The organism is Fibrobacter sp. (genome assembly GCF_017551775.1).
GTDB lineage: Bacteria > Fibrobacterota > Fibrobacteria > Fibrobacterales > Fibrobacteraceae > Fibrobacter.
In genome coordinates, this window is record NZ_JAFZKX010000091.1 from 48,007 (window position 1) to 70,473 (window position 22,467).

The 22,467-nt window shown below is 56.0% G+C and carries 20 protein-coding genes and 1 tRNA gene; 3 read left to right on the forward strand and 18 right to left on the reverse strand.

Features of this window, described 5'->3' with window-relative positions:
- Nucleotides 1-12: 12 nt before the first annotated feature.
- From IK012_RS10920 to IK012_RS10950, 7 genes are all read right to left on the reverse strand, one after another.
- A complete protein-coding gene (locus tag IK012_RS10920) occupies nucleotides 13-1,011 on the reverse strand; it encodes an HlyD family secretion protein (protein WP_173378885.1) in 999 nt (332 codons plus the stop codon).
- The gene (locus IK012_RS10925) at nucleotides 1,011-2,792 is read right to left on the reverse strand and encodes a TolC family protein (RefSeq protein ID WP_290954343.1); all 1,782 of its coding nucleotides are present in this window, start codon (nucleotides 2,790-2,792) and stop codon (nucleotides 1,011-1,013) included. The genes IK012_RS10920 and IK012_RS10925 overlap by 1 nt, the downstream gene beginning before the upstream one ends.
- A 205-nt stretch (nucleotides 2,793-2,997) precedes the next feature.
- Nucleotides 2,998-4,656, reverse strand: coding sequence for a lamin tail domain-containing protein (locus IK012_RS10930; protein ID WP_290954346.1), 1,659 nt, complete (start codon nucleotides 4,654-4,656; stop codon nucleotides 2,998-3,000).
- Between the two features lie 43 nt (nucleotides 4,657-4,699).
- Nucleotides 4,700-5,518, reverse strand: coding sequence for a polyphosphate polymerase domain-containing protein (locus tag IK012_RS10935; RefSeq protein WP_290954349.1), 819 nt, complete (start codon nucleotides 5,516-5,518; stop codon nucleotides 4,700-4,702).
- A gap of 1 nt (nucleotide 5,519) precedes the next feature.
- Nucleotides 5,520-6,899 (reverse strand): hypothetical protein, encoded by a 1,380-nt coding sequence (locus IK012_RS10940; RefSeq protein ID WP_290954353.1) that lies wholly within the window; start codon nucleotides 6,897-6,899, stop codon nucleotides 5,520-5,522.
- Nucleotides 6,899-7,999, reverse strand: a complete 1,101-nt coding sequence (locus IK012_RS10945; protein ID WP_290954356.1) for an HlyD family secretion protein — start codon at nucleotides 7,997-7,999, stop codon at nucleotides 6,899-6,901. Before IK012_RS10945 ends, IK012_RS10940 begins: the two co-directional genes overlap by 1 nt.
- Before the next feature lie 9 nt (nucleotides 8,000-8,008).
- On the reverse strand, nucleotides 8,009-8,692 hold the full coding sequence (locus IK012_RS10950) for a DUF4956 domain-containing protein (RefSeq protein WP_173378879.1): 684 nt from the start codon (nucleotides 8,690-8,692) through the stop codon (nucleotides 8,009-8,011).
- A 250-nt stretch (nucleotides 8,693-8,942) separates the two neighbouring features.
- Between IK012_RS10950 and IK012_RS10955 the strand changes: the two genes are divergently transcribed.
- Nucleotides 8,943-9,383 carry a very short patch repair endonuclease gene (locus IK012_RS10955; RefSeq protein WP_290954361.1) on the forward strand — a complete coding sequence of 147 codons (441 nt, stop codon included), beginning with the start codon at nucleotides 8,943-8,945 and terminating at the stop codon, nucleotides 9,381-9,383.
- Nucleotides 9,384-9,425: 42 nt separating this feature from the next.
- Nucleotides 9,426-10,139 (forward strand): porin family protein, encoded by a 714-nt coding sequence (locus tag IK012_RS10960; protein ID WP_290954364.1) that lies wholly within the window; start codon nucleotides 9,426-9,428, stop codon nucleotides 10,137-10,139.
- 70 nt (nucleotides 10,140-10,209) lie between these two features.
- Here IK012_RS10960 and IK012_RS10965 read toward each other — a convergent pair whose 3' ends face one another.
- From IK012_RS10965 to IK012_RS11010, 10 genes are all read right to left on the reverse strand, one after another.
- The gene (locus IK012_RS10965) at nucleotides 10,210-11,481 is read right to left on the reverse strand and encodes a hypothetical protein (RefSeq protein WP_290954366.1); all 1,272 of its coding nucleotides are present in this window, start codon (nucleotides 11,479-11,481) and stop codon (nucleotides 10,210-10,212) included.
- A gap of 123 nt (nucleotides 11,482-11,604) precedes the next feature.
- Nucleotides 11,605-12,393, reverse strand: coding sequence for an ABC transporter ATP-binding protein (locus IK012_RS10970; protein WP_173378875.1), 789 nt, complete (start codon nucleotides 12,391-12,393; stop codon nucleotides 11,605-11,607).
- Nucleotides 12,394-12,410: 17 nt separating this feature from the next.
- The gene (locus IK012_RS10975) at nucleotides 12,411-13,193 is read right to left on the reverse strand and encodes an ABC transporter permease (protein ID WP_290954370.1); all 783 of its coding nucleotides are present in this window, start codon (nucleotides 13,191-13,193) and stop codon (nucleotides 12,411-12,413) included.
- Nucleotides 13,193-14,617, reverse strand: coding sequence for a replicative DNA helicase (gene dnaB / locus IK012_RS10980; protein WP_290954374.1), 1,425 nt, complete (start codon nucleotides 14,615-14,617; stop codon nucleotides 13,193-13,195). Before dnaB ends, IK012_RS10975 begins: the two co-directional genes overlap by 1 nt.
- A gap of 27 nt (nucleotides 14,618-14,644) precedes the next feature.
- On the reverse strand, nucleotides 14,645-15,466 hold the full coding sequence (locus IK012_RS10985; RefSeq protein WP_290954378.1) for a hypothetical protein: 822 nt from the start codon (nucleotides 15,464-15,466) through the stop codon (nucleotides 14,645-14,647).
- The gene (locus IK012_RS10990; RefSeq protein ID WP_290954380.1) at nucleotides 15,459-16,808 is read right to left on the reverse strand and encodes a phosphopantothenate--cysteine ligase family flavoprotein; all 1,350 of its coding nucleotides are present in this window, start codon (nucleotides 16,806-16,808) and stop codon (nucleotides 15,459-15,461) included. Before IK012_RS10990 ends, IK012_RS10985 begins: the two co-directional genes overlap by 8 nt.
- Before the next feature lie 216 nt (nucleotides 16,809-17,024).
- Nucleotides 17,025-18,809 carry a 30S ribosomal protein S1 gene (gene rpsA, locus IK012_RS10995; RefSeq protein ID WP_290954382.1) on the reverse strand — a complete coding sequence of 595 codons (1,785 nt, stop codon included), beginning with the start codon at nucleotides 18,807-18,809 and terminating at the stop codon, nucleotides 17,025-17,027.
- 36 nt (nucleotides 18,810-18,845) lie between these two features.
- Nucleotides 18,846-19,514 (reverse strand): (d)CMP kinase, encoded by a 669-nt coding sequence (cmk, locus tag IK012_RS11000; RefSeq protein ID WP_290954384.1) that lies wholly within the window; start codon nucleotides 19,512-19,514, stop codon nucleotides 18,846-18,848.
- Nucleotides 19,515-19,543: 29 nt separating this feature from the next.
- Nucleotides 19,544-19,972 (reverse strand): hypothetical protein, encoded by a 429-nt coding sequence (locus IK012_RS11005; protein ID WP_290954386.1) that lies wholly within the window; start codon nucleotides 19,970-19,972, stop codon nucleotides 19,544-19,546.
- A gap of 70 nt (nucleotides 19,973-20,042) precedes the next feature.
- Nucleotides 20,043-20,648: a hypothetical protein gene (locus IK012_RS11010; protein WP_290954388.1), complete on the reverse strand. Its 606-nt coding sequence runs from the start codon at nucleotides 20,646-20,648 to the stop codon at nucleotides 20,043-20,045.
- A 154-nt stretch (nucleotides 20,649-20,802) separates the two neighbouring features.
- On the opposite strand from IK012_RS11010, the gene IK012_RS11015 reads away from it, so the two are divergent.
- Complete coding sequence (locus IK012_RS11015; RefSeq protein ID WP_290954390.1) at nucleotides 20,803-21,975, forward strand: TraB/GumN family protein; 1,173 nt, start codon at nucleotides 20,803-20,805, stop codon at nucleotides 21,973-21,975.
- Between the two features lie 384 nt (nucleotides 21,976-22,359).
- Here IK012_RS11015 and IK012_RS11020 read toward each other — a convergent pair.
- Nucleotides 22,360-22,444, reverse strand: a tRNA-Ser gene (locus IK012_RS11020).
- Between the last annotated feature and the right edge of the window lie 23 nt (nucleotides 22,445-22,467).

A 22,467-nucleotide genomic window follows, 5' to 3' on the forward strand; every position in this document is an offset into this window, starting at 1 on the left:
GGCGCGACCGGGTTACTTGATGGAATCGACGGACAACAGGACGCTCATGCCGGGCCTGAGATTTTCGACCTTCTGCGAGGGGCGCAGGCGAACTTCGAATGTCTTGAGGTCGAAACCGCCGCTTTCCTTGCTGCTGCGCCAGGTGGCATAGTCGCCCACGGAGGCGATGTAGCTTACTTCCATTTCGACATCCTTGTCGAGCGCAGGAATGTGCATCGTAAACTTCTTGCCCTTGGAAACATTCTTGAGCATGTCTTCGCGCAGGTGGAACACCGCCCAGGCATCGTTCAGGTCGGTCACTGCGATTACCGGCATGCCGGAACCGACGACTTCGCCTTCTTCGGCGAGCTTCAGGGAGACTTCGCCGCTGATGGGGCTACGGATCTTGGTTTCTTCGAGGTAGGCGTCCACTTCGGCGGTGGCGCCCTTGGCCTGGAGCACGAGGGCGTTTGCCGCTGCCTTGTCTTCGCTGCGGGCGCCGGCGACGGCCTGGTTGTACTGGGCCTTCGCCGCATCGGCGGCGGACTGGCTGGCCTTCATCTGAGTTTCGGCTTCGTCGCGCTTCTGGAGCGGGAGCACGCCTTCGTTAAAGAGTTTCTGCACGCGGTCGTAGGTGTTCTTCGCGAGCGTCGCTGCATCCTGAGCGCGATCGGCCATCGCCTTGAGGGCGGTAATGTCTTCGCTGCGGGCTCCGTTGCGGGCCTTGCTTGCCTGGGCGCGTGCTGCACCGAGGGCGCCCTGGGCCTGCATCTTCTTGGCTTCAATTTCCGGGCTGCTGATGATGGCGACGATGGAATCCTTCATTACCATGTCGCCCTCGTGCACGAACAGGCGTTCGATGCGGCCGGGGACCTTCCCGGCCACGAGCACGCGCCGTGCTTCCATTTGGCCTTGCAAGAACTGCTCGCGGGGCGCCGTTGCGAACTTTTGCAACTCCATCACGCCCAAAATGACGAGCGCGACCAGCCCTGCGACAATGATAATTTTACCGAGTGTCTTAAGCACGTTCATTACTTTGCCTCCGTTTTTTCAGCCGAAGTTTCTTTTTGTGCGGAATCCGCGGTTTTTGCCGCATCCGTCTGGTTTGCCGGTTCCTGCGCCGGCGCTTCTGTCGCTACCTGCTGTTCGGCAGGGGTAGCCGTATTTCCGTTTGCCGTGCTGTCGGCGGGTGTCGCTGCTGCGCTATCGGCCGGGACGGCGGTCTCGACTGTATTTTCGGTAGCTGCGGGCGCTTCGACGGGCTTTGCCTTGCCCATCAGGGAACCGGCGGATTCGATTTCACCGGCGGCTTCCAGCAGGCCGAGCCATGCGACAACGGCGTCGTAATGTGCCTTCAGGTCGGCAACTTGCAGGCGAGAAAGGGAAAGTTCTGCGTCCACCACGTCGAGGCCGGTCGCAAGGCCCGCTTCGTATGCGCGGGTCTGGCTGCGGAGCGCTTCGTCGGCGAGTTCGCGCGTCTTCACGAGGCTCGTGAGGCGGCTTTTGGCGTGTTCCATTTCGCGCCAGCGCTTTTCCACGAGCAGGTTGATGTTGTCGAGAGTCTGTTCTTCCTTGCTGACGAGGGAGCGTTCCATCGCCTTTGCGGAAGTTACCTTTGCGCGGGATTCCGCACCGCCTAAAATCGGGAGGTCCCATTGCGCTTTTGCGCCGACGGCCCATTCGGGCTCGAGAATGGTCAAGTCTTTCGTATAGAGTTCGCGGTAGCCGAACAATGCGACGGTCGGGAACCAGTCGGCACGCGCTGCGCGCACGGCGTCGTGGCTGCGCTTGCGTTCCGTACGGAGCTGCCTGAGCCCTGGGTGCTTTTCGCGGGCCATCTGCTTGAATTCTTCCAGGCTGCGATCGAGTTCGGGCGCTTCCACCGGGGTCGTTGCCGAAATGCTCGTGTCGGTGTGGAGCAGGCTTGCGAGCGCCATGCGGGCAAGCGACTGGTCACGCAGGGCGTCTTCGAGGGCGTTTTGCGCCTCGGCCAGCGCGACTTCGGCACGCAGGCGTTCCGCCTTGCTGATCTGGCCGCCTTCTTCCAACTTTTTGGAACGTTCCAGGTGGCCTTCCAGGTTCTTCATCGTCGTTTCGCGCAGCACCGTGAGTTCTTCGGCCAGGCGCAGCATGAAGTATTTCGTGGTGACATCCATCAGGATGGCGTTTTGCGCCATGTCGAATTCAGCCTTGCGGGCGTTCACATTCTCTTTTGCCGCATCGTAGGCGGAATAAATCTTGAGGCCGGTGAAAATGGGCCAAACGACGGTTACGCGAGCGTTGAAGAACACGTCGTCCTGCACCTTCATGCCGAAATCGCTTTCATCGATCTTCTTTTTGGCGGCATCGCTATAGATATCCGCGGACTGCTGGGCAAACGTTTCGGGAGAACCAGTCCCCAACTTTTCCTTAAGGGCGTTTTCGGCATAAGCCTTGGCCATCTCGTCGCTACCAGTCTGGGCCAAAGCCCCTTCGTACGCTTGTTTATAGCCAGCCGACGCTTTGTTGTAGGCGTTAATGTACGCCTTGGAATAGGCGGATGCACCGGCGATTTCGCTCAGCGGTTCCTGTAGGCTGCTCAAGTCGATGGTGATGGGGTCGTTGATCTTCGTGACGCTTGCCGAAAGGGAAACTTTGGGTAAAAAGCGCGAACGCGCTTCGATACGGCCGCTTTCGGCCATTTCGACTTTAGCCTTTTCGGCTTTAATCTGGGAATTGTTGGATTTCGCCATGTCGATGGCTTCCTGCAGAGTCAGCGGGGAGGCCACGGCCAAAGCGCCCAACGAAACAATGTAAAGCAAGCACTTTTTCATAGCAATAAAAAGATACAATTTTTGTAAAGTTCGGGCAATGCCGTTCATCCTGCTGTTTGTGCAAATTATCCGTTTCCCTGTATACAGACAAAAGTGTGCGCCAGTGAACTGGCGCTTTCGGGGCTTGGCGACTGTGAGCGTGTATACAAAAAGGAACCCGTTTGCGCGGGTTCCTTCCAATGCTATGAAAAGCTTGCGGCTGCGATTAAATCTTGCCCGGAGTCGGAAGAGCGACCTCCCAGGCCTTGGCTTCGTAGCCCATGGTGGTCTTGTCTACGCGGTGCAGGCTGAAACCGAAACCGTCCGCCTCGGTGAGACCGTTCCAGTTGTCGGAATAGAGCGTCGCGTCGTGCCAGACGTAGAAGTATTTGGTAATTCCGCCTTCCGTTTCCTTGGAGAAGGGTTCCTTGACCGCAATCGTTTCACCGCGGTTCGAAAGCTTGCCCTTGTAGGTCACGATCTGTACGTCGGCAGGAATCGAGTAAGTGCTGCGGACGAAATCGGCGTTCCAGGTGGTAATTCCGAATGCCTGCATGTCCACATCTTCGAGCGTTTCGGGAATCAGGAGCAAAAGGCCCTTCGCGGGGATGGTCATGCTCGAAAATTCCATGTTGATACCTTCGACCTTCCATCCCTTCTGCACGGAGGCGCTGTAGAGGGTGACGGCGGCGTCCGAACCGTTCACGATTTCCATGAATTCGAACGGGACCGTGGTATTGGCTGTAGCCGGATGGTAGTTGATTTCGTTGATGTAGAGGGAGCCTACCAGGAGGGCGGAGTTCTTTTCGCCGGGGGTCGCCGTGGCCAGCGGGCCCTGGGCGGTGGAACCATCACTCAGGTCAATGACACCGCTCGTCGCGGTCGTTGCGGGCACCCAGATGCTCGATTCGTCGCCTTCCTGCGGGCCGCGCAGATAGAATTCACCGCCATCGGGAGCGACAATCAGTTCATCGTCAAATGCCGTATTGGCATCGAGAACGAGGTAGCCCTTCGCAGGCACGGTTCCGCTCTTGATGCTGAGCGTCTGGTTACGGCGCTTGATTTCGACCAGCCAGCCCGTAATGTCGACAGGCTGATTACCTGCGTTGTAGACTTCGATCCAGGAATCTTCGCCGGCCTTGTACGGCTTGATTTCGTTGATGCGGACGTTCGTCGGGGCAACCCACTGGTCACCGCCTACGCCCGGAGTGCCGCCGTCGGCCTTGCTTGCCGCCCAGGAATTGGGCTGGGCAGCGTTGCCGCCCACGTACACGAGGGAACGGCCCTTGCCGTCGGCCAGGCTCGGCCAAGGAGGTTCGTTACTGAAGGCGCAGCTCACGTCACCTTCACCCTGGACCTTCACGTTGACCACGTCGCCTTCGTTGAAGAGCTTTACGTTCTGGGCATCATCCCACGGTCCAAAGAGCCTTCCGGCAAATGTCGGGTAGGCTTTCTTGAATTCGGTGGGGTCGTTTGTGACGACCACGTATTCACCCTTCTTGAGGGGCTCTGCCGGGAATGTGTAATCGACGGCGCCGCTCAAGTGAAGGAAGAAGTTCTGCATGTTGTCCATGTCCATGCCGCCCGCGATGTAGATTTCAATCCATTCGAGCTTGGAATCCTTCGCGTGGTACATGATTTCGGAGCAGGCCATCTGCGGAGGAGCGTCGTTGGACAAGGAAGAACTGGACTTCGGCAAGGAAGCGCTGCTTCCGGGAAGGCCATCACTGCTTCCGGGGATGCTTCCGCTGCTTCCGGGATCTCCCGCGCTGTTCGGCACAGAGGCGGAACTATCGGGATCTGTGGAAGAACCATTATCGCATGCGGAGAATGCTCCGAGCATCGAGATTAAGGTTCCGGTCAAAAGCCACTTTTTCATGTCCATAAGGGCCATCCTTTTTGAGGTTTTACGCTCGGTATTAGAAATCCTAGAAGTTCCCGGCCAATTTCGTCCAGTAGGGGGACTTGAATCGGCGAGGGTTCTCGTAAACACGTTTCCATTCGGCTGCCGCATTTCCGAATTTAGAAAATGCGGAATGCTTGAGGTTCAAAAATCTTATCAGGTCGAACATCCAGTAAGGAACCTGTGAGCAGGGGCACTTCAATTCGAGCACGGCGTCCATTCCCGGCTGGAAGAAGCGGGGAAGGCCTGTCGAATGCATGTAGTGCGGGTCCACCGTGTAGTCGAAACCGTTCTCTTCGCGGAAGCGCATGCCCGTATCGATTGTCACGCGGGAATATTCCTCGCGGAGCCCGAACCAGGCGCGACGCTTGTACTGCGTCAAAAGGCGCGGATGAGCCCCGTGGAGTTCCGTCTTGTACAGGAAATCCTTGAGGTACATGCGGTCCTTGTCTGTTTTGCAGGGCCATTCCTCGGGCTTCATGTGCCAGACTTCGCCCGGGTTGATTCCCTTGATGGTGGCGCGGCTCTTGTAACAGATGCTCCTGATTTTGCGCTTCACCTCGAAATGGAACGTACCGTCCTGTGCGGGGTGTTCCCCGTAGGTACGGATGCGCATGTTGAAACGGTCCAGAAGCTGTTTCTTTTTCCAGCCCAGGAACGTCCACTTCGGGGAGTCCAGGTACAGGTTCGTAATCCAGTAGAAACCGCCCGGAGTAATCTTGGAATAGTAGTCCTCTTCGCAGTACGGGGCAAGGAAAGCACCGATCCGGTCCGCCCATTCGACGGGGATGTGGTACTTGAGCTCGAAACGTTCGAGAAGACTAAAACCGCGGGCTTCCGCCATATTACTTCAGCCCCTCGCGAAGATGGTTCACGACGCCTTCGCGTGCAAGAATGCCAGCATAGTTCAGCAGTTCGAGATAGCGGGCGAAAATATCGTATTCGAGTTTCACCGCCTTCATGTCGCTTTCAAGCGCGCTTTCTTTTGCGCGCAGGAGGAGCAGCGGGTCGGAACCGGCGTTACGTGCGAACTGTTCCATGAACCCGCTCGCGTTCACCTGTTCCACGAATTCCTTCTGGACCTTCCACTGGCCGATCAAGGCGAGCACTTCTTCGGTAAGGCGTGCCACCTTCTGGTTGATATCGCGCACGTCGCTCAGGTAGTCGCTTTCGGCATCGAGCTTGGCCACCTGGAGCTTCAGGTCGGAATCCTTGCCGCTGTCGAAGAACGGCAGGCGGAAGGCGAGGTTCACGAAGAACTTGTCGGCCGTCTTGCGGTTGTCCTTGTCCGGGACGAGCACGTTGGCAAGGCCCGTGCAGTTAAGCGCGGTCTCGCACCCCGTCTGTTTCTTGAACTCGTCTACGTAATCCGCGTAGGCACCCGTACCAAAGACATCCGTTGCGTCCAGGTCCTTGTACTTTTCCATCCGGGATTCGATCTGCAGGGAGTAGCCGATGCCGATATGCGAGATGTAGTCGCGGCCCTTGCTCACGTCCTGCTTGGCCTGCGCCACTTCGCTGTCGCGCTTGCCCTTGGCCATCGCCACCAGCGGGAAGTTCTCGTCCACTTCGACGCCGTTAGAGAGGTTCTGTTCGAGTTCTTCCATCGTCGGGAGGAACGAGGAATCCAGATCGACACCATCGAAATCGGGTACCCAGATCTTCATCTTGAGTTCCGCATCGCGGAGGGCGGTGCTGTCCGAAAGCAAGTCTGCGCGGATGCTCGCACCCTTTTCGAGAGTGCTCATCAGGTCTTCGGCATTGAACGTGGCCGAGCCGGACTTGAGGTGCAGAACCTCGACGCGGTCGGTGTTCACCTGCAAAAGCTGCTTGTTGATGTCATTGATTTTCTTGCGCATTACGAAGCGCACGCCGCGTTCGTAGCGGTCGTAGAGCAACAGCGAGCGTTCCACGCCAAAGCGGGCCTTTTCGTAGTTCTTTACTGCTTCGTAGCGTTCACGGTCGGCGCTGCTTTCACCGAACGTCTTGGGGCTCATGCGGAGCTCAAAATCATGCTTTGCAAAGCTGAAACCGTCCAGCTGGTAACGGAGTTCCAGCTTGTCCCAGAGTTTCGTGCTTCTGCCGGAGGCCGTAGCCTCGGAACGCTTTTGTGCCGCCTCGTAACGGGGGTCGCTCTGTGCGGACTGGACGAGCCTGTCCCAAGTGAGCGGGCCTGCGAATACTGCCACCGAAAGGATGGCAGGGATGGCTGCGATACGCTTCATTATTTGTTACCGTTTTTCTTGAGGTGTTTAACGCTTGTCTCGGTGATGGTCACCATCTCGCCCAGGAGGAACGGGTTCGCTTCGGGAATCTTGATGGTCACTTCGCGGCCGTAGACGGGCAGTTCGGGCATCTTCCACATACGGGTCGGGAAGGGGACGATGCGGCTAGAGAGACCGACGACTTCACCGACAACGGCCTTGCCCGTACCGGCGAGCGTGGTCACCTTCACGGCTTCGCCCACGTCCATGTTCTGGTAAATCTGTTCGTTGATGTAACCGCGCACCAGGGTCGGGCTCTTGTGCGTGAGGGTCACGATCGGGGCGAAGCTCGAAACCTTTTCGCCGTCGCGCACGTTCACGTCACCCACCACCCAGTTTTCTTTTGCAATCTGGATGAGTTCCTGCTGCTGCTTCTTGAGTTCTTCGAGTTCCTTCTTCAGGTTCTCGGCTTCGCTCTTGCCGGTGGTCTTCTGGAGCCTGCCGCTGCCGCGGAGCAGCGCAATCTGTTCGTTCGCGCTCTTGGTCGCAAGCGCAAGTTCGTTCTTGAGGCTCTTGATGCGCATGGCCATCGCGTCGTTGCCGTCACCACCGGAATTGGAGTTCGAGAGGCTCTTGAGCTTGGCGGAAATGGCCTTGTTGCTGTTGTATTCCGTTTCGAGGTTGCGGATTTCGGCGGAGAGGGCCAGGCGGCGGGTCTCGAGGTTCGCCTTGACTTCGGCCACCTTCTGGTCGATTTCGGCGGAGCTCAGGTTGCTGCGGCCTTCGAGGGCGTCAAGTTCGCGGGTCACTTCGGAGATGCGGAGCGTAAGGTCGGGGCGGTTGATTTCGACAATCGTGTCGCCCACCTGGATTTCCTGGCCGGGAACCACGTGCACCTTCACAATTTCGGTAGCGGAAGGCACGCTGATGATGGTTTCACTAGCTTCGGCGATACCGCGGAACATGGCGGCCTTGCCCTGGTACATAAAGCCAAGCACAATCGCCATGATAAGGCAAATAATCCAAGCGAGAGAGAGCTTGTGACTGTAGACGTATGCCACGCCGGCGTTGTTCTTGTGGGTATTCCAGAAATTATCGAGCAAATCTTCAATCTTGTTCATCTTTGCCCCCTACATTTCCGTCGTCGCGTCCTGCATCATGAACTGCACGTCCGAGATGCCTTCGATTTTGGAGAGCTCGGTCAAGATTTCGGCGGCGGGCTTTGTCGCACGGAGCCTTACCTGGTACGCGACATCGAGACGGGCACCGCCGTCGACTTCGCGCATCGTGATAAGGATGAACGTCTTGAGGCTGCTCTTCATGAGGTCTTCGATCTGGCCGCGGACCTTGGGTTCGTTGGGGAGTGCAAAGCGGAGCATGCCGTCAAAGAAGTGCTTGGTACCGAGACCGGTGCGGGAGAGGAGGAAGGCGACGCAGCAGAAGGCTACCGTACCGCCGGCAGCGGCACCCCAGGCATACACGCCACAGCCGATACCCGCGCCTAGCGAGGCAAATATGAACATGATATCTCGCGGGTCCTTGAAGCTCGTACGGAAGCGGACCACCGAGAGTGCGCCCATCATGCCGAGGCCGCGGCCAACGTTATCGCCGATGGCCTGCATAATCATTGCTGCGGCAACCGAGCTCAGGACGATGCCCTGGACGAAGTTGCGGGAGTAAGAGAGACCGAGGAAGGTCTTTTCGTATGTCCACCCGATCATGGATGAGAGGATGAATGCCAATGTCAGTGTGTAGATCAGCGTGATGATCGTTGCATTGGTCGTACTAGATTGGACCGCGAGAAGGTCTAGCATAGTATCTCCATAATTTATGTCGTTTGTTTTGCGTTCCCATAATCTACTTAAAATAGCCTAATTTTAGAGCCGTTTTCTGTAAATTTGGGTCAACAAAAACATGTTAATTTCCTTAAAAAAGGCGTTAAGTGATGTTTTCACCCGAAAAATAGATAAATGTCTCTGTAAACTCACGTAAAGAAGAGTTTATATAACGATTTCCGTTGTAAACGGGTACACCAAAAACGGCCGAATTCTTATTTTTTTTTACATGAAACGGAAATGCAAAAGGCGTACGCCCATGACCCGTTCGCAGATGATGCGGGCGGTCCGTTCGGAGGATACCGTTCCCGAACTGCGGGTACGGAAGGCGCTTTTCCGCGACGGGTTCCGCTATCGCCTCCATTGCCATGACTTACCCGGTTCTCCGGACCTTTTCGTCTTGAAATACGGGGTGGTGGTGTTCGTGAACGGGTGCTTTTGGCACCAGCACGGTTGCAAGTTCACGGGCCGCCCCAAGAGCAATCCCGTTTTTTGGAACGATAAATTTACAAACAACGTTGTTAGGGACATAAAGACGGGCTGGAAACTTTCTCTGCTCGGTTTCCGCACGGCGACCGTATGGGAATGCTCCATCAAGAACGCCTTCGAACGCACCATGGAACTGTTGGAAGCTTTCATTTTGGGCGACGACGAGACCATCGAAATATGATGGTGCCTGAAAAACGTATATTTGATGCCGCTACAAGGAGGAATGATGAATTTTAGCCGAATACTTGCCGCCGGAGCGCTTGCCGCATCGTATGCCTTCGCACAACCGGTGGCTCCGTCGGTGGACCAGCCGGAAGGCCAGCCCGCTAAAAAGGCGGGCCTGAACAGCAAGATGGGGCTTGGGTTCCACGGACAATTTGAATTCACGAACCTGTATGGCCTGGCCCAGGACTGGAACCTGGGGGACGATGAAGAAGCTCCTTCTGGCATAGGCTTTGTCGCCGGTCTTCGCGGTCGCATTCCCATGATGCCGGTCGTGCATTTTGCTCCCGAACTCAACTTCCACTATGCCCGGCTTACCCAACAGGATGAAGCCGCCAAGCGCAGCTTTCAGCAGATGGATATCGAAGTGCCCTTGATGCTGAGGGGCATCCTGAAGGACATGTTCTACGTGACCGCAGGCGCGCAGCTCGAGTTAAACCTCTACTCGAAGGCTAAGGTTGATTTCGGCAGCGACGATAATGGCGGGTATCTTGACCCTATCGATATCGAATATGAAGAAGATCTCGACAAGGCCACGTTCGGGTTCGGACTGGTGCTCGGTGCCGGCTTTGTTTTCTTCGATAGAATATCTGTCGATGCTCGTTTTGTTCTGGGACTTACGGAAGCTTACCCGAACGGCGAAAGCAAGTTTGTCACGATGGATGGCGCAAAGCAGAAGTCGTTCCAGTTCGGCATTGGTTGCTGGATTCTCTAGAACGTATTTTGTTTGAGAAAAAAGAAAGCCCGCTCGGTTGAGCGGGCTTTTCTTCTTGTTGTATAGGCTATTATCGCGCCAGTTTGCAAGAAGCAGTACTTGTTTCTGAACCACCAGTAAAGGTTACGCAAACAGACGGATAGTTAAGGGTTCCTATTGGTACAGCGCCCAATTCTACAGAGTTCTGTACATTGTAACCACCTGATTTAGGAGTCGTTTTCCCATTATAGGTCATGTTCAACGTGAGGTTCGCTACGCCTTGTACAGCGTACTCACAGGTCACTTTCAAATTGGGTTTGTCATATTCATTGGTCCACTCGCCATTAACGACTATGCAACCTTCGTTCTTCACGTTTACGGCCTTCTCAGGAAGCTGGTTGCCCGTAACGGTCAACTGATATTCCGGACCTGCGGTTGTCTTCACTGCGGGGCACTGTACCGAGATGATCGTATTGTCGGCATGGCTCACCTTAAGTGTCGGGGCGTAGCCGTTCTGGGCTGCAGTGAAGGTCTTGGTGTAGCTGGCTTCGCTGCCAGGAGCGCCGCCATCCCATTCATAAATCAACGGAGTCACAGTGGACTTGCAACCAGTTACGGTCCATGTGACATTGGGATCCGACGTAAAGTCAACGGATGGTGCCGCAGTCGTACATTCGCATCCCGTAATCTTGGCGCCGTTCACGTTGAGGGGAGAACAAGTGACTTCTCCGGAACCGCTGTTTAGGGTCACCTTCACTGTGGCTGTCTTTTGGCCAGAGGTCGAGTATGTCACTTTTGGAGTCTTATCAGTTGATGATTCAGGGGTGCCGCCCGGGAAGCTCCATGCGTACTTAATGGACATCAGGTTGTTCATGTCCTTCTTCAATTCTTCGCTTGCGGTGAAAGACCATGTTGCCGGCGCATTGAGATCTACGGTACCAGTGGTGGGGCCGCAGGCGCCGAGACCGGTAATGGGCGCAGCGATTGACGAGGAAGACGGAGGCGGAGCAACAGTAGAGGAAGAACTGCTGTAGGAAGGAGAAGCGATCGACGAGAATTTGAAAATGCTGGACGAAACCTGAGTAACGGAGGACTGAGGTACCGTTTCGGAAGATGTGGCTACCTCACTGGAGGACAGCTCAACCGCTTTACCAATTGCAACAGCCATTTCATTTTCGCAGGCCGCAACCTTGGCGCATGTGTCCTTTGCGTGGGCGATCTGGTTCGTGAAGTCCAGAGTGCCAAACACCGCGCTAAGCAATTCATCGTCACCAGACATATTTTCTACGACACCGTCACCGCAGGCCCAAAAGCCGGCGGCAATCGCGACGGAGGAAAGACTTATCAAAAGTTTCTTGTTCATACAAAACCTCTTTTGAGGAAATTTACATTAATCTTTATAAAAAAGAGCAAAAGAAACAATTTTTCGTGAAAGAAAACACAGAAAAAACTGCTTTTTAGCCCCGAAAAAGCCTTTTGGGACCCCTTACTGCTCCTCTTCGACCGAAATTTTTCGCTGTCCGGTGATGAACTGGTGCACGTAGGGGTTCGTGGTGTTCTTGATTTCGTCCACCGTTCCAACCTCGATGATGCGTCCGTTGTAGAGCATCGCGATGCGGTCTGCCACCTTGAAGGCGCTCACCATGTCGTGCGTCACGACGACGGAAGTGACCCCGAGCTTGCTCTGCATGTCGAGGATGAGGTCGTTGATGACATCGCTCGTGATGGGGTCGAGACCGGTCGTCGGTTCGTCGTACAGGAGGATTTCGGGGTTCAAGGCGATAGCGCGGGCGAGGGCCACGCGCTTGCGCATGCCGCCCGAAAGTTCGGAGGGCATCTTGGTCCTGAACTCGGGGACGAGGTTGATCATCTGGAGCTTTTCGGTCACCACGTCCTGAATTTGTTTCTCGGAAAGTTCCGGATGGTGCTCGCGCAGGGCGAACGCGATGTTCTCGCCTGTGTTCATGGAATCGAAAAGAGCGCCCATCTGGAAAAGCATGCCCATCTTTTTGCGGATGGTGCGCGTGTCGAAGAACTTGGGCGTACTGATGGTAACGCCATCGACGGAAACTTCGCCTCCATCGGGCTGCAACAGGCCGATCATGTGCTTCAGGATCACGGACTTGCCACCGCCGGACTTGCCGATGATGACCATGGTCTCGCCACGGCGGATATCCAGGTTCACGTCCTCGAGAACGGTCTGCGGGCCGAAGGACTTCTTGAGCCCCTTCAGGCGGATGGCGATATCATTCGGGTCTATCTTTACGTTCGGCATAATGGCACCTGCAAAAACTAGAAGAACATGATGGCATCAAGAACAAAGTCAGAAATCAAAATCATGAGGCAACTGGAAACCACGACGTTCATGGTCGCAAGCCCCACACCGCGAGCTCCGGGCTTGGCGTTTATCCCGTGGTAGTAACCCAGCACGAAAATCAGCACGCCGAACACGAGCGACTTGATCATGCCCGACCAGAGGTCCATGGAATTGAACAGGTACTGCATGCCGGAGGTGTAGGTGTAAGTCGTGATGTCGAGGCCGAGAACGCACACGATCCAGCCACCGATAAGCGCGAGGCAGTTGGATATGGCGGTAAGGCAAGGGATCATCGTCATGAACGCGATAAAGCGGGGGAGAGCGAGGTAGCGGTACGGGTCGAGGCCGAGAACCGTATAGGCGGAGAGTTCCTCCTTTTCCTTCATGCTCCCGAGTTCAGCCGCGACGGCGCTGCCCACGCGGCCCGAAAGTACGATGGCCGTAAGGAGCGGTCCGAGTTCGATGAGCACCATCTTGCAGGCGGCCGTACCGACGAACTTGTCGGCCACCAGGTTCTGAAATTCGAATTCGGCACATACGGTCGCCACCATGCCCGTGAATATGGAAGTCACGAACAGGAGCGGAAGCGACGAGACGCCGATGGATATCATCTGCTTCACGATGAGGTCCGGATTCTTGAACACGTGCGGAATCTGCTTCAGGGTGAGGAACAGGATGCACAGGACTTCGCCTATGCTCGCAATCCCGTCGACAATGACGCGTCCGATCCATACCGCAGGTTGAAGCAGAAAAGACATTACTGGTAATCTCCGAAGGAATAGCCGCCGTCAGACGGGTCGTCGCCGTAGCTGTATTCAGAATCTTCGCCACCGCCTTCGCCTTCGCCGTTTTCGGCATCGTAGAACGTAGTGTACTCGGGAACGAACGCGAGGGGGATGTCCCTCACGGAACCGTTACGGTGCTTGGCGACGATGAGTTCGGCCTTGAATTTGTCTTCGTCCTTGTGGGTGCGCACGTAGGGGCGTTCCACGAACCAGACCATGTCGGCGTCTTGTTCGATAGAACCCGATTCGCGGAGGTCGGAAAGCTGCGGCCTCTCGCGGCCCTTTTCTTCGACCTTACGGCTGAGCTGTGCGAGCGCGATGACGGGGATGTGCAGGTCCTTGGCGAGAATCTTGAGGCCACGCGAGATGGCGCCGATGGCGACTGCGCGGTTTTCTTCACCGCCGGTCTTCATCAACTGGAGGTAGTCGATGATCAGCATGTCGAGCTTGTCTTTGCGCTTGAGGTCGCGGGCCTTGCTCATGAGTTCCATGATGCCGAGGTCGGCATTGTCGTCGACGTAGAGCGGCGCCTGGTTGATGGGGGCGACCGTCGCGATGAGCTTGCGCATCTCTTCGGGAGAAAGCTTGTTGTTGCGGAGCTTGCTCTGGTCGATTTGGGCCCTGGAGCAGAGCAGACGCTGGGCGAGCTGCACGCCGTCCATTTCGAGGCTGAAGAAGGCGACGTTCCTGTGGTAGTTGATGGCTGCGTTCGCTGCAATCGTGAGGGCGAACGACGTCTTGCCGACACCGGGACGCGCTGCAAGGATAATCAGGTCGGAATCCTGCAGGCCGTTGGTGAGTTCGTCGAGTTCCTTGATGCCCGTGGGCACGCCGGTGATGCCGTCCTTGCGGTTGTTGAGACGGTCGAGAAGCGGGTTCACGAAGTTCTCGATGGGGCGGAGCGTGTTCTTCACCTGCTTTTCGGCGATGGCGAACACGTCCTTTTCTGCTGCTTGCAGGACTTCGTCCGGGTTGTTGCCCGCGTCCATCGCCTTCTTGATGGTGTCCGAAGACATCTTGATGAGCTTGCGGAGCACGTACTTGTTGCGCAGGTGTTCCAGGTTCCATTCCACGTTCGCCGACGAGGCGACGCTTTCCATCATTTCGAAAATATATTCGCGGCCGCCCGCTTGGGCGAGTTTCCCCATTTTTTCTAGTTGGGCGGGGAGGGTGAGCATGTCGATGGGAGTGCCTAGGCTGTACAAATCCTTCATGGCGTGCCAGACTAACTGGTGGCGTTCCATGTAGAAGAAATCGTCTTCCGACACCATCTCGATGACGGGCGCGATTACGTTGGGGTCACGAAGGATTCCGCCGAGCAAATAGCGTTCGGCATCGCAGTCCATCGGGACTTGGCGACCTTCGTAGCTTCCACCTTCTTTAGCGAATTCAGACATATACTTGAGGAAATATAATTTTTAGTTTCAGGAGAAATACGAACTTTTCGGGAGATGGACCTTCCAGGTGAGCCATTTCAGCTGCTTGTCTTGGGACATGGCGACTGCGTCTACGAGCGCACAGGTCTTGATGCCCGAAAATTCCAGATCGGTTCCGGCAAGGTCGTTGAAGTTCTTGCCCTTGCCGAATAACTGGTGGAAAAGTCCTTCGCCGAACGACACCATGATATCGGGTTTCACGAAGGAAAGTTCCTTGGTGAGCATCTTGCGCAGGGCCGCTTCGAAAAGGGGCGGAATGTTCCTTGCGGTGTGCCCCTTGTAGAAGTAGGCGACCCCGATGGAATCCTCGGTAATCTTCAGGTTCGCGAAAAGGCGGATGAGCATCTGGCCTGCTTCGGACGAGAGGTAGTTGCTCTGGTCGGAAAGCGGGTTCGGCATCAGGAGCAGGAGTTTCGGGTTTTCAGGGCCTTCGTAATGCGCGAGGTTGTTTATGCCGGAGTAAATGGCTTCGCCCTGGATTGCCGCATAGAAGGCGTCCAGGCTTTCCGCGGATTCGAATGCGGCAGAAGCCTTCCTTGCGGCAGGACGTGCCGCGGGCATCGCGACTGCGGGTATGATCGGCGGTTCTTGTGCGCGTGCTGCCTGTGCCGCTTGTGTGGCCGGCGCCGTGCGTACGGGTTGTGCCGCTGGCTGCGGTGGCGTCGGCATGGCGGGCTTTGGCGCAGGGGCGGCTGCTCGCTGGAGTTTCTGGAGCGTCCAGGGTTCGTCGAGGTACACGTCGGAAAGGCCCATGTCGATCTGGCCTTGCAAATAGTTCCGCAATTCGCTGAAATCAAATTCTTCAGGCATCGGAGCCTCCTTGGCGCTCGTGTAGTTCGTTCAAGGCAAATTCAACAATCTCCGTGGCGAGATCGATTTTGCCGCCCATCTTCATCTCGCAGATTTCTGCATTCGGGCGGATGAGGGTGTAGCGGACGTCGTCATAGCCGAAACCGCTGCCGCTTGCGACGGGGGCGTTTAGCAGGAGCGCGTCTGCACCGCTCTTCGCGAGTTTCTCGGCGGCGTGTTCCTTGAAGTGGTCGGTCTCGAGCGCAAAGCCTACGATGACCTGGTTTGCGGTGCGGTTGTTGCTTGCCTGGGATGCGCGGGCCGCGGTGCAGTCGCGCAGTATGTTCGGGTTCGGCACGAGCTCGATGGTAAGCTGGCTCCTGCTGTCCTTGATTTTCTCGGCGGCGGCGGTTTTCGGACGGTAGTCCGCGACAGCCGCGCAGTGGACGATGACATCGGCAGAGGGCTGTCGGGCCATGACGGCGTCGTGCATTTCTTGGGCGCTGCGCACGCGGGTTACCTGTACGCCTTCCGCGAATTTCGCTTCCATCGGGCCGGCGACGACTTCGACCTCGAAGCCGTTCGCGTAGAATACCGAGGCGAGCGCGACGGCGGTTTTGCCGCTGCTGCGGTTGCTGATGTAGCGGACCGGGTCTATCGCTTCTTCGGTGCGGCCTGCGGTCAAAAGAACTTTCTTGCCGTGGCCGGGAAGGGTCGCATCTTGTGTCGGCGGAACATCTTGTGCCACAGGACATGCGGGGGCGTTGCGGGGGTGGCCCCCGCTAGATGGGGTAGCGAGCGACGCAGTGCGAGGTAGGGGCAGGCTTGCCCCTTCCAAGTATTCCACGATCTCCGCGGGTTCCATCAGGCGGCCTTGCCCGACTTCGCCGCAGGCGAGTTCACCGGCCGGGGATTCGAGAACAGTCGTGTCTTCGAAGTTGCGGAGGATTTCGAGGTTGCGTTTTACTGCGGGCGAATTGTACATCGCGACGTTCATCGCGGGCGCGACAACGCGCGGGCAGGTGCAACTCATGAAGCAGAGGCTCACCGGGTCGTCGGCGATACCGCAGGCGAACTTGCCGATGACATTTGCTGTCGCGGGCACCACCAGGTAGAGGTCGGCCCAGCGGGGGAAATCTATGTGCTGGAAAGGACGTGCCTCGACGGCCCCGTTCTTGAGGTATACGGGACACTTGGAGAGGCTTGCAAAAGTGAGCGGGGCGACGAATTCGGTTGCGGCATCGGTCATGCACACGCGCACCGTGGCTCCCTTTTTCTGCAAAAGGCGCAAGAGTTCGCAGGCCTTGTAGGCGGCGATGCCTCCAGAGACGCCCAACAGGATTTTCTTTCCGGCGAGGTTCATGAAACGCAAGATAGAAAAATGTGCGGCGAAGCCGCAGTTGCTAGTATCTAGTTGATAGTTACTAGCGATTGCTTATGTCAGAAATTTAGTTGGCAGAACTTAGTTCACTTCTACAGATTCAGTGAACATAATGCAAAAAAATCCCCGCGACTTTCATCGCGGGGGATTTTGTAACCAGTATTTCTAGCGACTAGTAACTAGCGGCCAGAAACCAAATTACTTGGCTTCTTCAGCAGCGGCGTCAGCCGGCTTTTCAGCCTTCTTCTTGGTGGTCTTCTTCTTCGGAGCAGTAGCTTCGCCAATCGTCGTGCCCGATTCGCCCGGCTTGTGGGAGTCCATCCAAGCCTTGAGTTCAGCGGATTCGCGGTTCTTGAAGTAGTCCACCACGGAGAGGTAGATCTTGCGGTTGTTCTGGTCGATTTCGGTCACAACAGCCGGAACTTCGTCGCCAACCTTGAATGCATCGGCCGGAACCTTGATGTATTCAGCGGTGAGCTTGGAGACCGGGATGAAGCCTTCGATACCGTCGTTGAGTTCAACCACGACGCCGCGGTCGAGCATACGAACGATCTTGCCCTTCACTTCGGCATCAACCGGGAACGTGGTTTCGATGGAATCCCACGGGTCTTCGGTGAGGTGCTTCATGGAGAGGGAAATGCGGCGCTTTTCCTTATCGACAGCGAGCACGACGCATTCGACCTTGTCACCCTTCTTGACCATTTCGTTCGGGTGGGTGATCTTCTTGGTCCAGGACATGTCGGAGACGTGGATGAGGCCATCAACACCTTCCTTGATTTCGACGAAGGCGCCGAAGGAAGCGATGTTGCGGATTTCGCCAACCACGCGGGCACCCGGGGGAAGTTCGGTTTCGATGGAATCCCACGGATCGCTTTCGAGCTGCTTCATGCCGAGAGAGATGCGTTCTGCATCTTCTTCGACCTTGAGGACGACAGCTTCCACTTCCTGACCCACGGAGAGGATCTTGGAGGGGTGCTTGCCGTGCTGAGTCCAGGACATTTCGGAAACGTGGATGAGGCCTTCGACGCCGCTATCCAGTTCGACGAATGCACCGTAATCGGTAATGGAAACGACCTTGCCCTTGACGATAGCGCCTTCGGGGTAACGTTCGGCGATGTCCTTCCACGGATGCGGCTTGAGCTGCTTCATGCCGAGAGAGATGCGTTCCTTCTTGTCGTTGAAGTCGAGCACCATGACTTCGACTTCCTGGCCGAGCTGGACCATTTCGGTCGGGTGGTTGATGCGCTTGTAGCTCATGTCGGTGATGTGGAGGAGGCCGTCTACGCCGCCGAGGTCAATGAACGCACCGAAGTCGGTGATGTTCTTGACGAGGCCCTTGCGGACCTGGCCCTTCTCGAGAGTTTCGAGAACGTCGCCACGCTGCTTGTTGCGTTCTTCTTCGAGAACGACGCGGCGAGACACGACGATGTTGCGGCGAGCCTTGTTGACCTTGATGACCTTGAGGTCGAATTCCTGACCGATGAGGGCGTTGATGTCCGGGATCTGACGGAGATCGATCTGGGAGCCCGGGAGGAAGGCGTCGATGCCGAACAGGTCGACAACCACACCGCCCTTGATACGCTTGGTGAGCGTGCCGCGCACGACTTCGTTGTTTTCGAATGCCGCGTGGATGCGATCCCACACGCGCACGAAGTCGGCCTTCTGCTTCGAAAGGATGAGACGGCCGTCTTCATCTTCGAGCTTCTCGACAAACACTTCGATTTCGGAACCGATTTCGAGGGAGTCCGTGTCCTTGAATTCAGCACGGTCGATGACACCTTCGGACTTGTAGTTAACGTCGATCAGGACTTCCTGGTCGTTCACCTGGCTGATCTTGCCCATGACGAGCTTGCCCTGTTCGAGGCAGCCCATGCCGGCGTACACGTCAGCGTTCTGCTTGCGGAAGTCCGGGGAGCATTCACCCTGGGCGGCAAGGATTTCGGCGAGATCTTCAGCGGTTCCGAATTTGAGATTTTGAGACATATTGTTTAGTTTGGGTTGTGGTTCAAAGGATTCAGGCTACGCCACTACACCTACGTAGTCGAGAATCTTTTGCACCTGTTGTTGGATTGAGATGTGTGTAGTGTCAATTTCGATAGCGTCGTCCGCTTTTTTGAGCGGAGCATTCGCGCGGGAAGAATCCAGACGGTCGCGTTCGACCAAATTCTGCAGGACTTCTTCCAGGGTAACTTTTTCGCCTTTCTCAAGGAGTTCCTTGTAGCGGCGTTCGGCGCGGACCTTCACGTCCGTCACCATGAAAAACTTGTACTTCGCATCGGGGAAAACGACCGTGCCGATGTCGCGGCCATCCAGAATGCAACTCTGCCTCTTGCCGATTTCACGCTGCTGCGCTGTCATGGCGGCGCGGACGGACGGGAGGGCGCAGTAGATGCTCACGTTGCTCGAGACCTTCATGCCGCGGATTTCAGATTCGCGGCTGACGCCGTTGATGAGCACGTGGTTTTCGGAGTCGAACCCGAGGGTGAGGTTGGAAAGCAGTTCGTCCATCGCGGGGCCCTCTTCGGCGGGCAGTCCCTTGTCGAGGGCGGCGAGCGTCACCGCGCGGTACATGGCGCCGGTATCCAGGTAGGTGATACCCAGGGTCTTGGCCACGATTTTAGCGGTCGTACTTTTTCCTGTGCCGGAGCCGCCGTCCAGGGCGATGACAAAATTTTCTGAACTACTCATGAGTGGGGGCAAATATAGAATTATTTGCCCTAGTACTCAAGGTCGTAGAGGTAAACCGTGGCGGTGTTTTCGCGTGTATCCCAGAAAATCAGCTCCGAACCGTCCTTGTACAGCGTCAATTCCCAGTCGTTATCGTAAAAATAGTAGAACCTGCCGTGCTCATCGTAGTCCGAGGCGTATTCGCGGGTTGTGTAGTAGCGGTTGTATTGGCCGTCCAGGTTGAGTGTCGCCAGTTCGTCGGAATCGATCCGGAGGGAGGCCGTGTAGGCGGGGCTTACCGGGTCCGCCAAGGTGCAGTCGTACAGGCCGAACGAGTCGAATCGGCAGTCCATGGCGTAATAGTACCTGAACGAACGGTTGAAAATGGCTCCGTCCGCATCCGGGGAACCCACGGTCCATTCAGCGCCGCAGGCGGTCAGGAGCAGAGCGAAGGCGAGGACTGAAAAAAACTTTTTCATAAAAATTTAAAATGCCTCCATAAAAAAATCCCCCGACCGAGCCGAGGGATGATTCAATATAAATTAACTATCAGTCGGATTCGTAGTCGCCGTTGTAGATCTTTTCTTCGGCTTCTTCGATGTTCTCGTCGTGGAACTCTTCAGGAGCCTGGAGGTCGCGAGTACTGCCGTACTTGCGCTTTTCTTCGTCAGTGAGCTTGTTGGAGAACACTTCGACCTGCTGTTCCTGGTTGGCCTCTTCCTCTTCTTCCTTGAGGATCTTCTGGCCTTCTTCGAGACGGCGCTTGATGTGTTCCTTTTCCATTTCTTCGAGGTTCGTTCCGACCTTGGCCTGTTCTTCGGACATCACGTAACGTTCGTTAGCTTCGTCCATGGCATCCTTGATGCCTACGAGGCGGCCCCTGCCATCGACACGGAGACCGGCTTTACGCAAGGTAGAAAGCGGAAGACGGCGGGCGGCAAGCTGGTACTCCTGCTTGAAATCGTATCCGTCGCTGCTGATCTGGTTCGCTTCGTCTGGTGTGACGTATTCGAGAGCTTCCTGCCAGCGAGAGCTCTGCACGCAGGAAGTGAAGGCGACGAGCGCGTTGTCAAGTGCTTCGGGATCGTCCGAAGTACCGGCGCAGCCGACCAATGCGAGAACCATGAATGTAAGACCCATCAAAAATTTTTTCATAGGGAGAAACCTCCTTAAAAAATTATCCCGTTCCTAATATATAACAATTTTTTCGAAATTTAACGGAAAAACGACATTTTTTTCTCATAAATCTATGTCTTTATTATGACTATGATGTTTTAGGGGATAGGTTTTTTCTATTTTCTCGCCCACTATGAGTGAAAACGCAGACATTTACCGCATTGACACCCCTGATGGTCGAGAAATTATACTTATTGGTACCGCCCACATTTCGAAGGCGTCCAAGGAGCTTGTGCGGGAGACAATCGAGGCGGAGAGCCCCGATACAGTGTGCGTTGAACTTGACGAGGGCCGTGCCAAGTCCATCCAGGATCCTGATCGCTGGAAAAAGACCGACCTGAAAGAAGTTATCAAGAAGAAGCAGCTCGCGACGCTGATTGCGAACCTCGTGCTCGGGTCTTACCAGAAGCGCATGGGGGCCCAGACGGGCGTCAAGCCCGGTTCGGAACTTAAGGAAGCGATCAACGTTTCGGACGAGAAGAGCATACCGGTGGTGCTGGCGGACCGCGATATCAAGATTACCCTCAAGCGCACGTGGGCATGCACACCGTGGTACCGCAAGTTCAGCCTTCTGGGCGGGCTTTTCGCAAGCATTTTCGACAAGACCGAAATCAGCGAAGAGGAACTCGCGAAAATCAAGGAACAGGATGCCCTTAGTTCCATGATGCAGGAATTCGGGAAGAGTTTCCCCGAGGTCAAGCAGGTGCTGATCGACGAGCGTGACCAGTTCCTTGCGAGCAAGATCAAGAATGCGCCGGGCAAGAAGATTGTCGCTGTTGTCGGGGCGGGCCATGTGAAGGGCATCGCTTCCATCATCAGCGAGAACAAGGAACTGCCGAGCGAGGAATCCATCACGGTTATCCCGAAGGGTGGCTTCATCTGGAAGCTCCTTGGGTGGGCTATTCCTATCGCGATTATCGCTAGCATTATTTTTGTCGGGTACGAGGCCGGTGTCGAGAAGGCCGGGCAGCTCAGCCTGCAGTGGGCGATGTTCACTGGAGGCGGCGCGATGCTCGGTACGATTATCGCGGGAGGACATCCGGTCACGGTCCTTGTGGCGCTGCTGGTCGCTCCGTTCACGGGGCTCACTCCGCTTATCGGTGTCGGGTTCTTTACCGCGCTCACGCAGGTGTACATGAGGCCACCGCGCGTGTCCGAGATGGAAACGCTTTCTGACGATATTTGGCAGGTGAAGCGCTGGTGGAAAAACCGCGTGACCCGCGTGATTCTGTGCTTCCTGTGCCCGGGAATTCCGGCGATTATCGGGAAGATTCTGGCGATATTCAAGATTTACCAGGCGTTCTAAGGGCTGAAACGCTTTTTTGAGGGTGTGAGCAGACCCAATGGGGTGAAATGGCGAGGTAGGTCTGCTGGAGAGGGTCCTTCGTACCCTCTTCTCTACGAGAGAGGGATTGGACAACAATATCACTTCGTTCATTGTTGCCCCAACCCTTTCACTACGTTTGAGGGGGCTTCGCCCCTTTCACTCTCCTTTAGCAAGGAGAGTGAGGGATGGGACATCGACATCACTTTGTTTGTCGATGCCCTACGGGTTACGGCCTTTGGCCGTAATCCTTGACTGCGTCTGGTTCGCTTTGCTCACCCGCAGTCAATCGAACCCTCTCCGAGGGTTCGCCCCTTGCCCTATTGAAACAAAAAGTGGGGCCTTACGGCTCCACTTTTCGTTTCAAGGAGAGAGAGGGATTCGAACCCTCGGACCTGTGACAGTCTCCGGATTTCGAGACCGGCCCAATCGACCACTCTGGCATCTCTCCAAGGTTCGCATAATTTAGTAAAG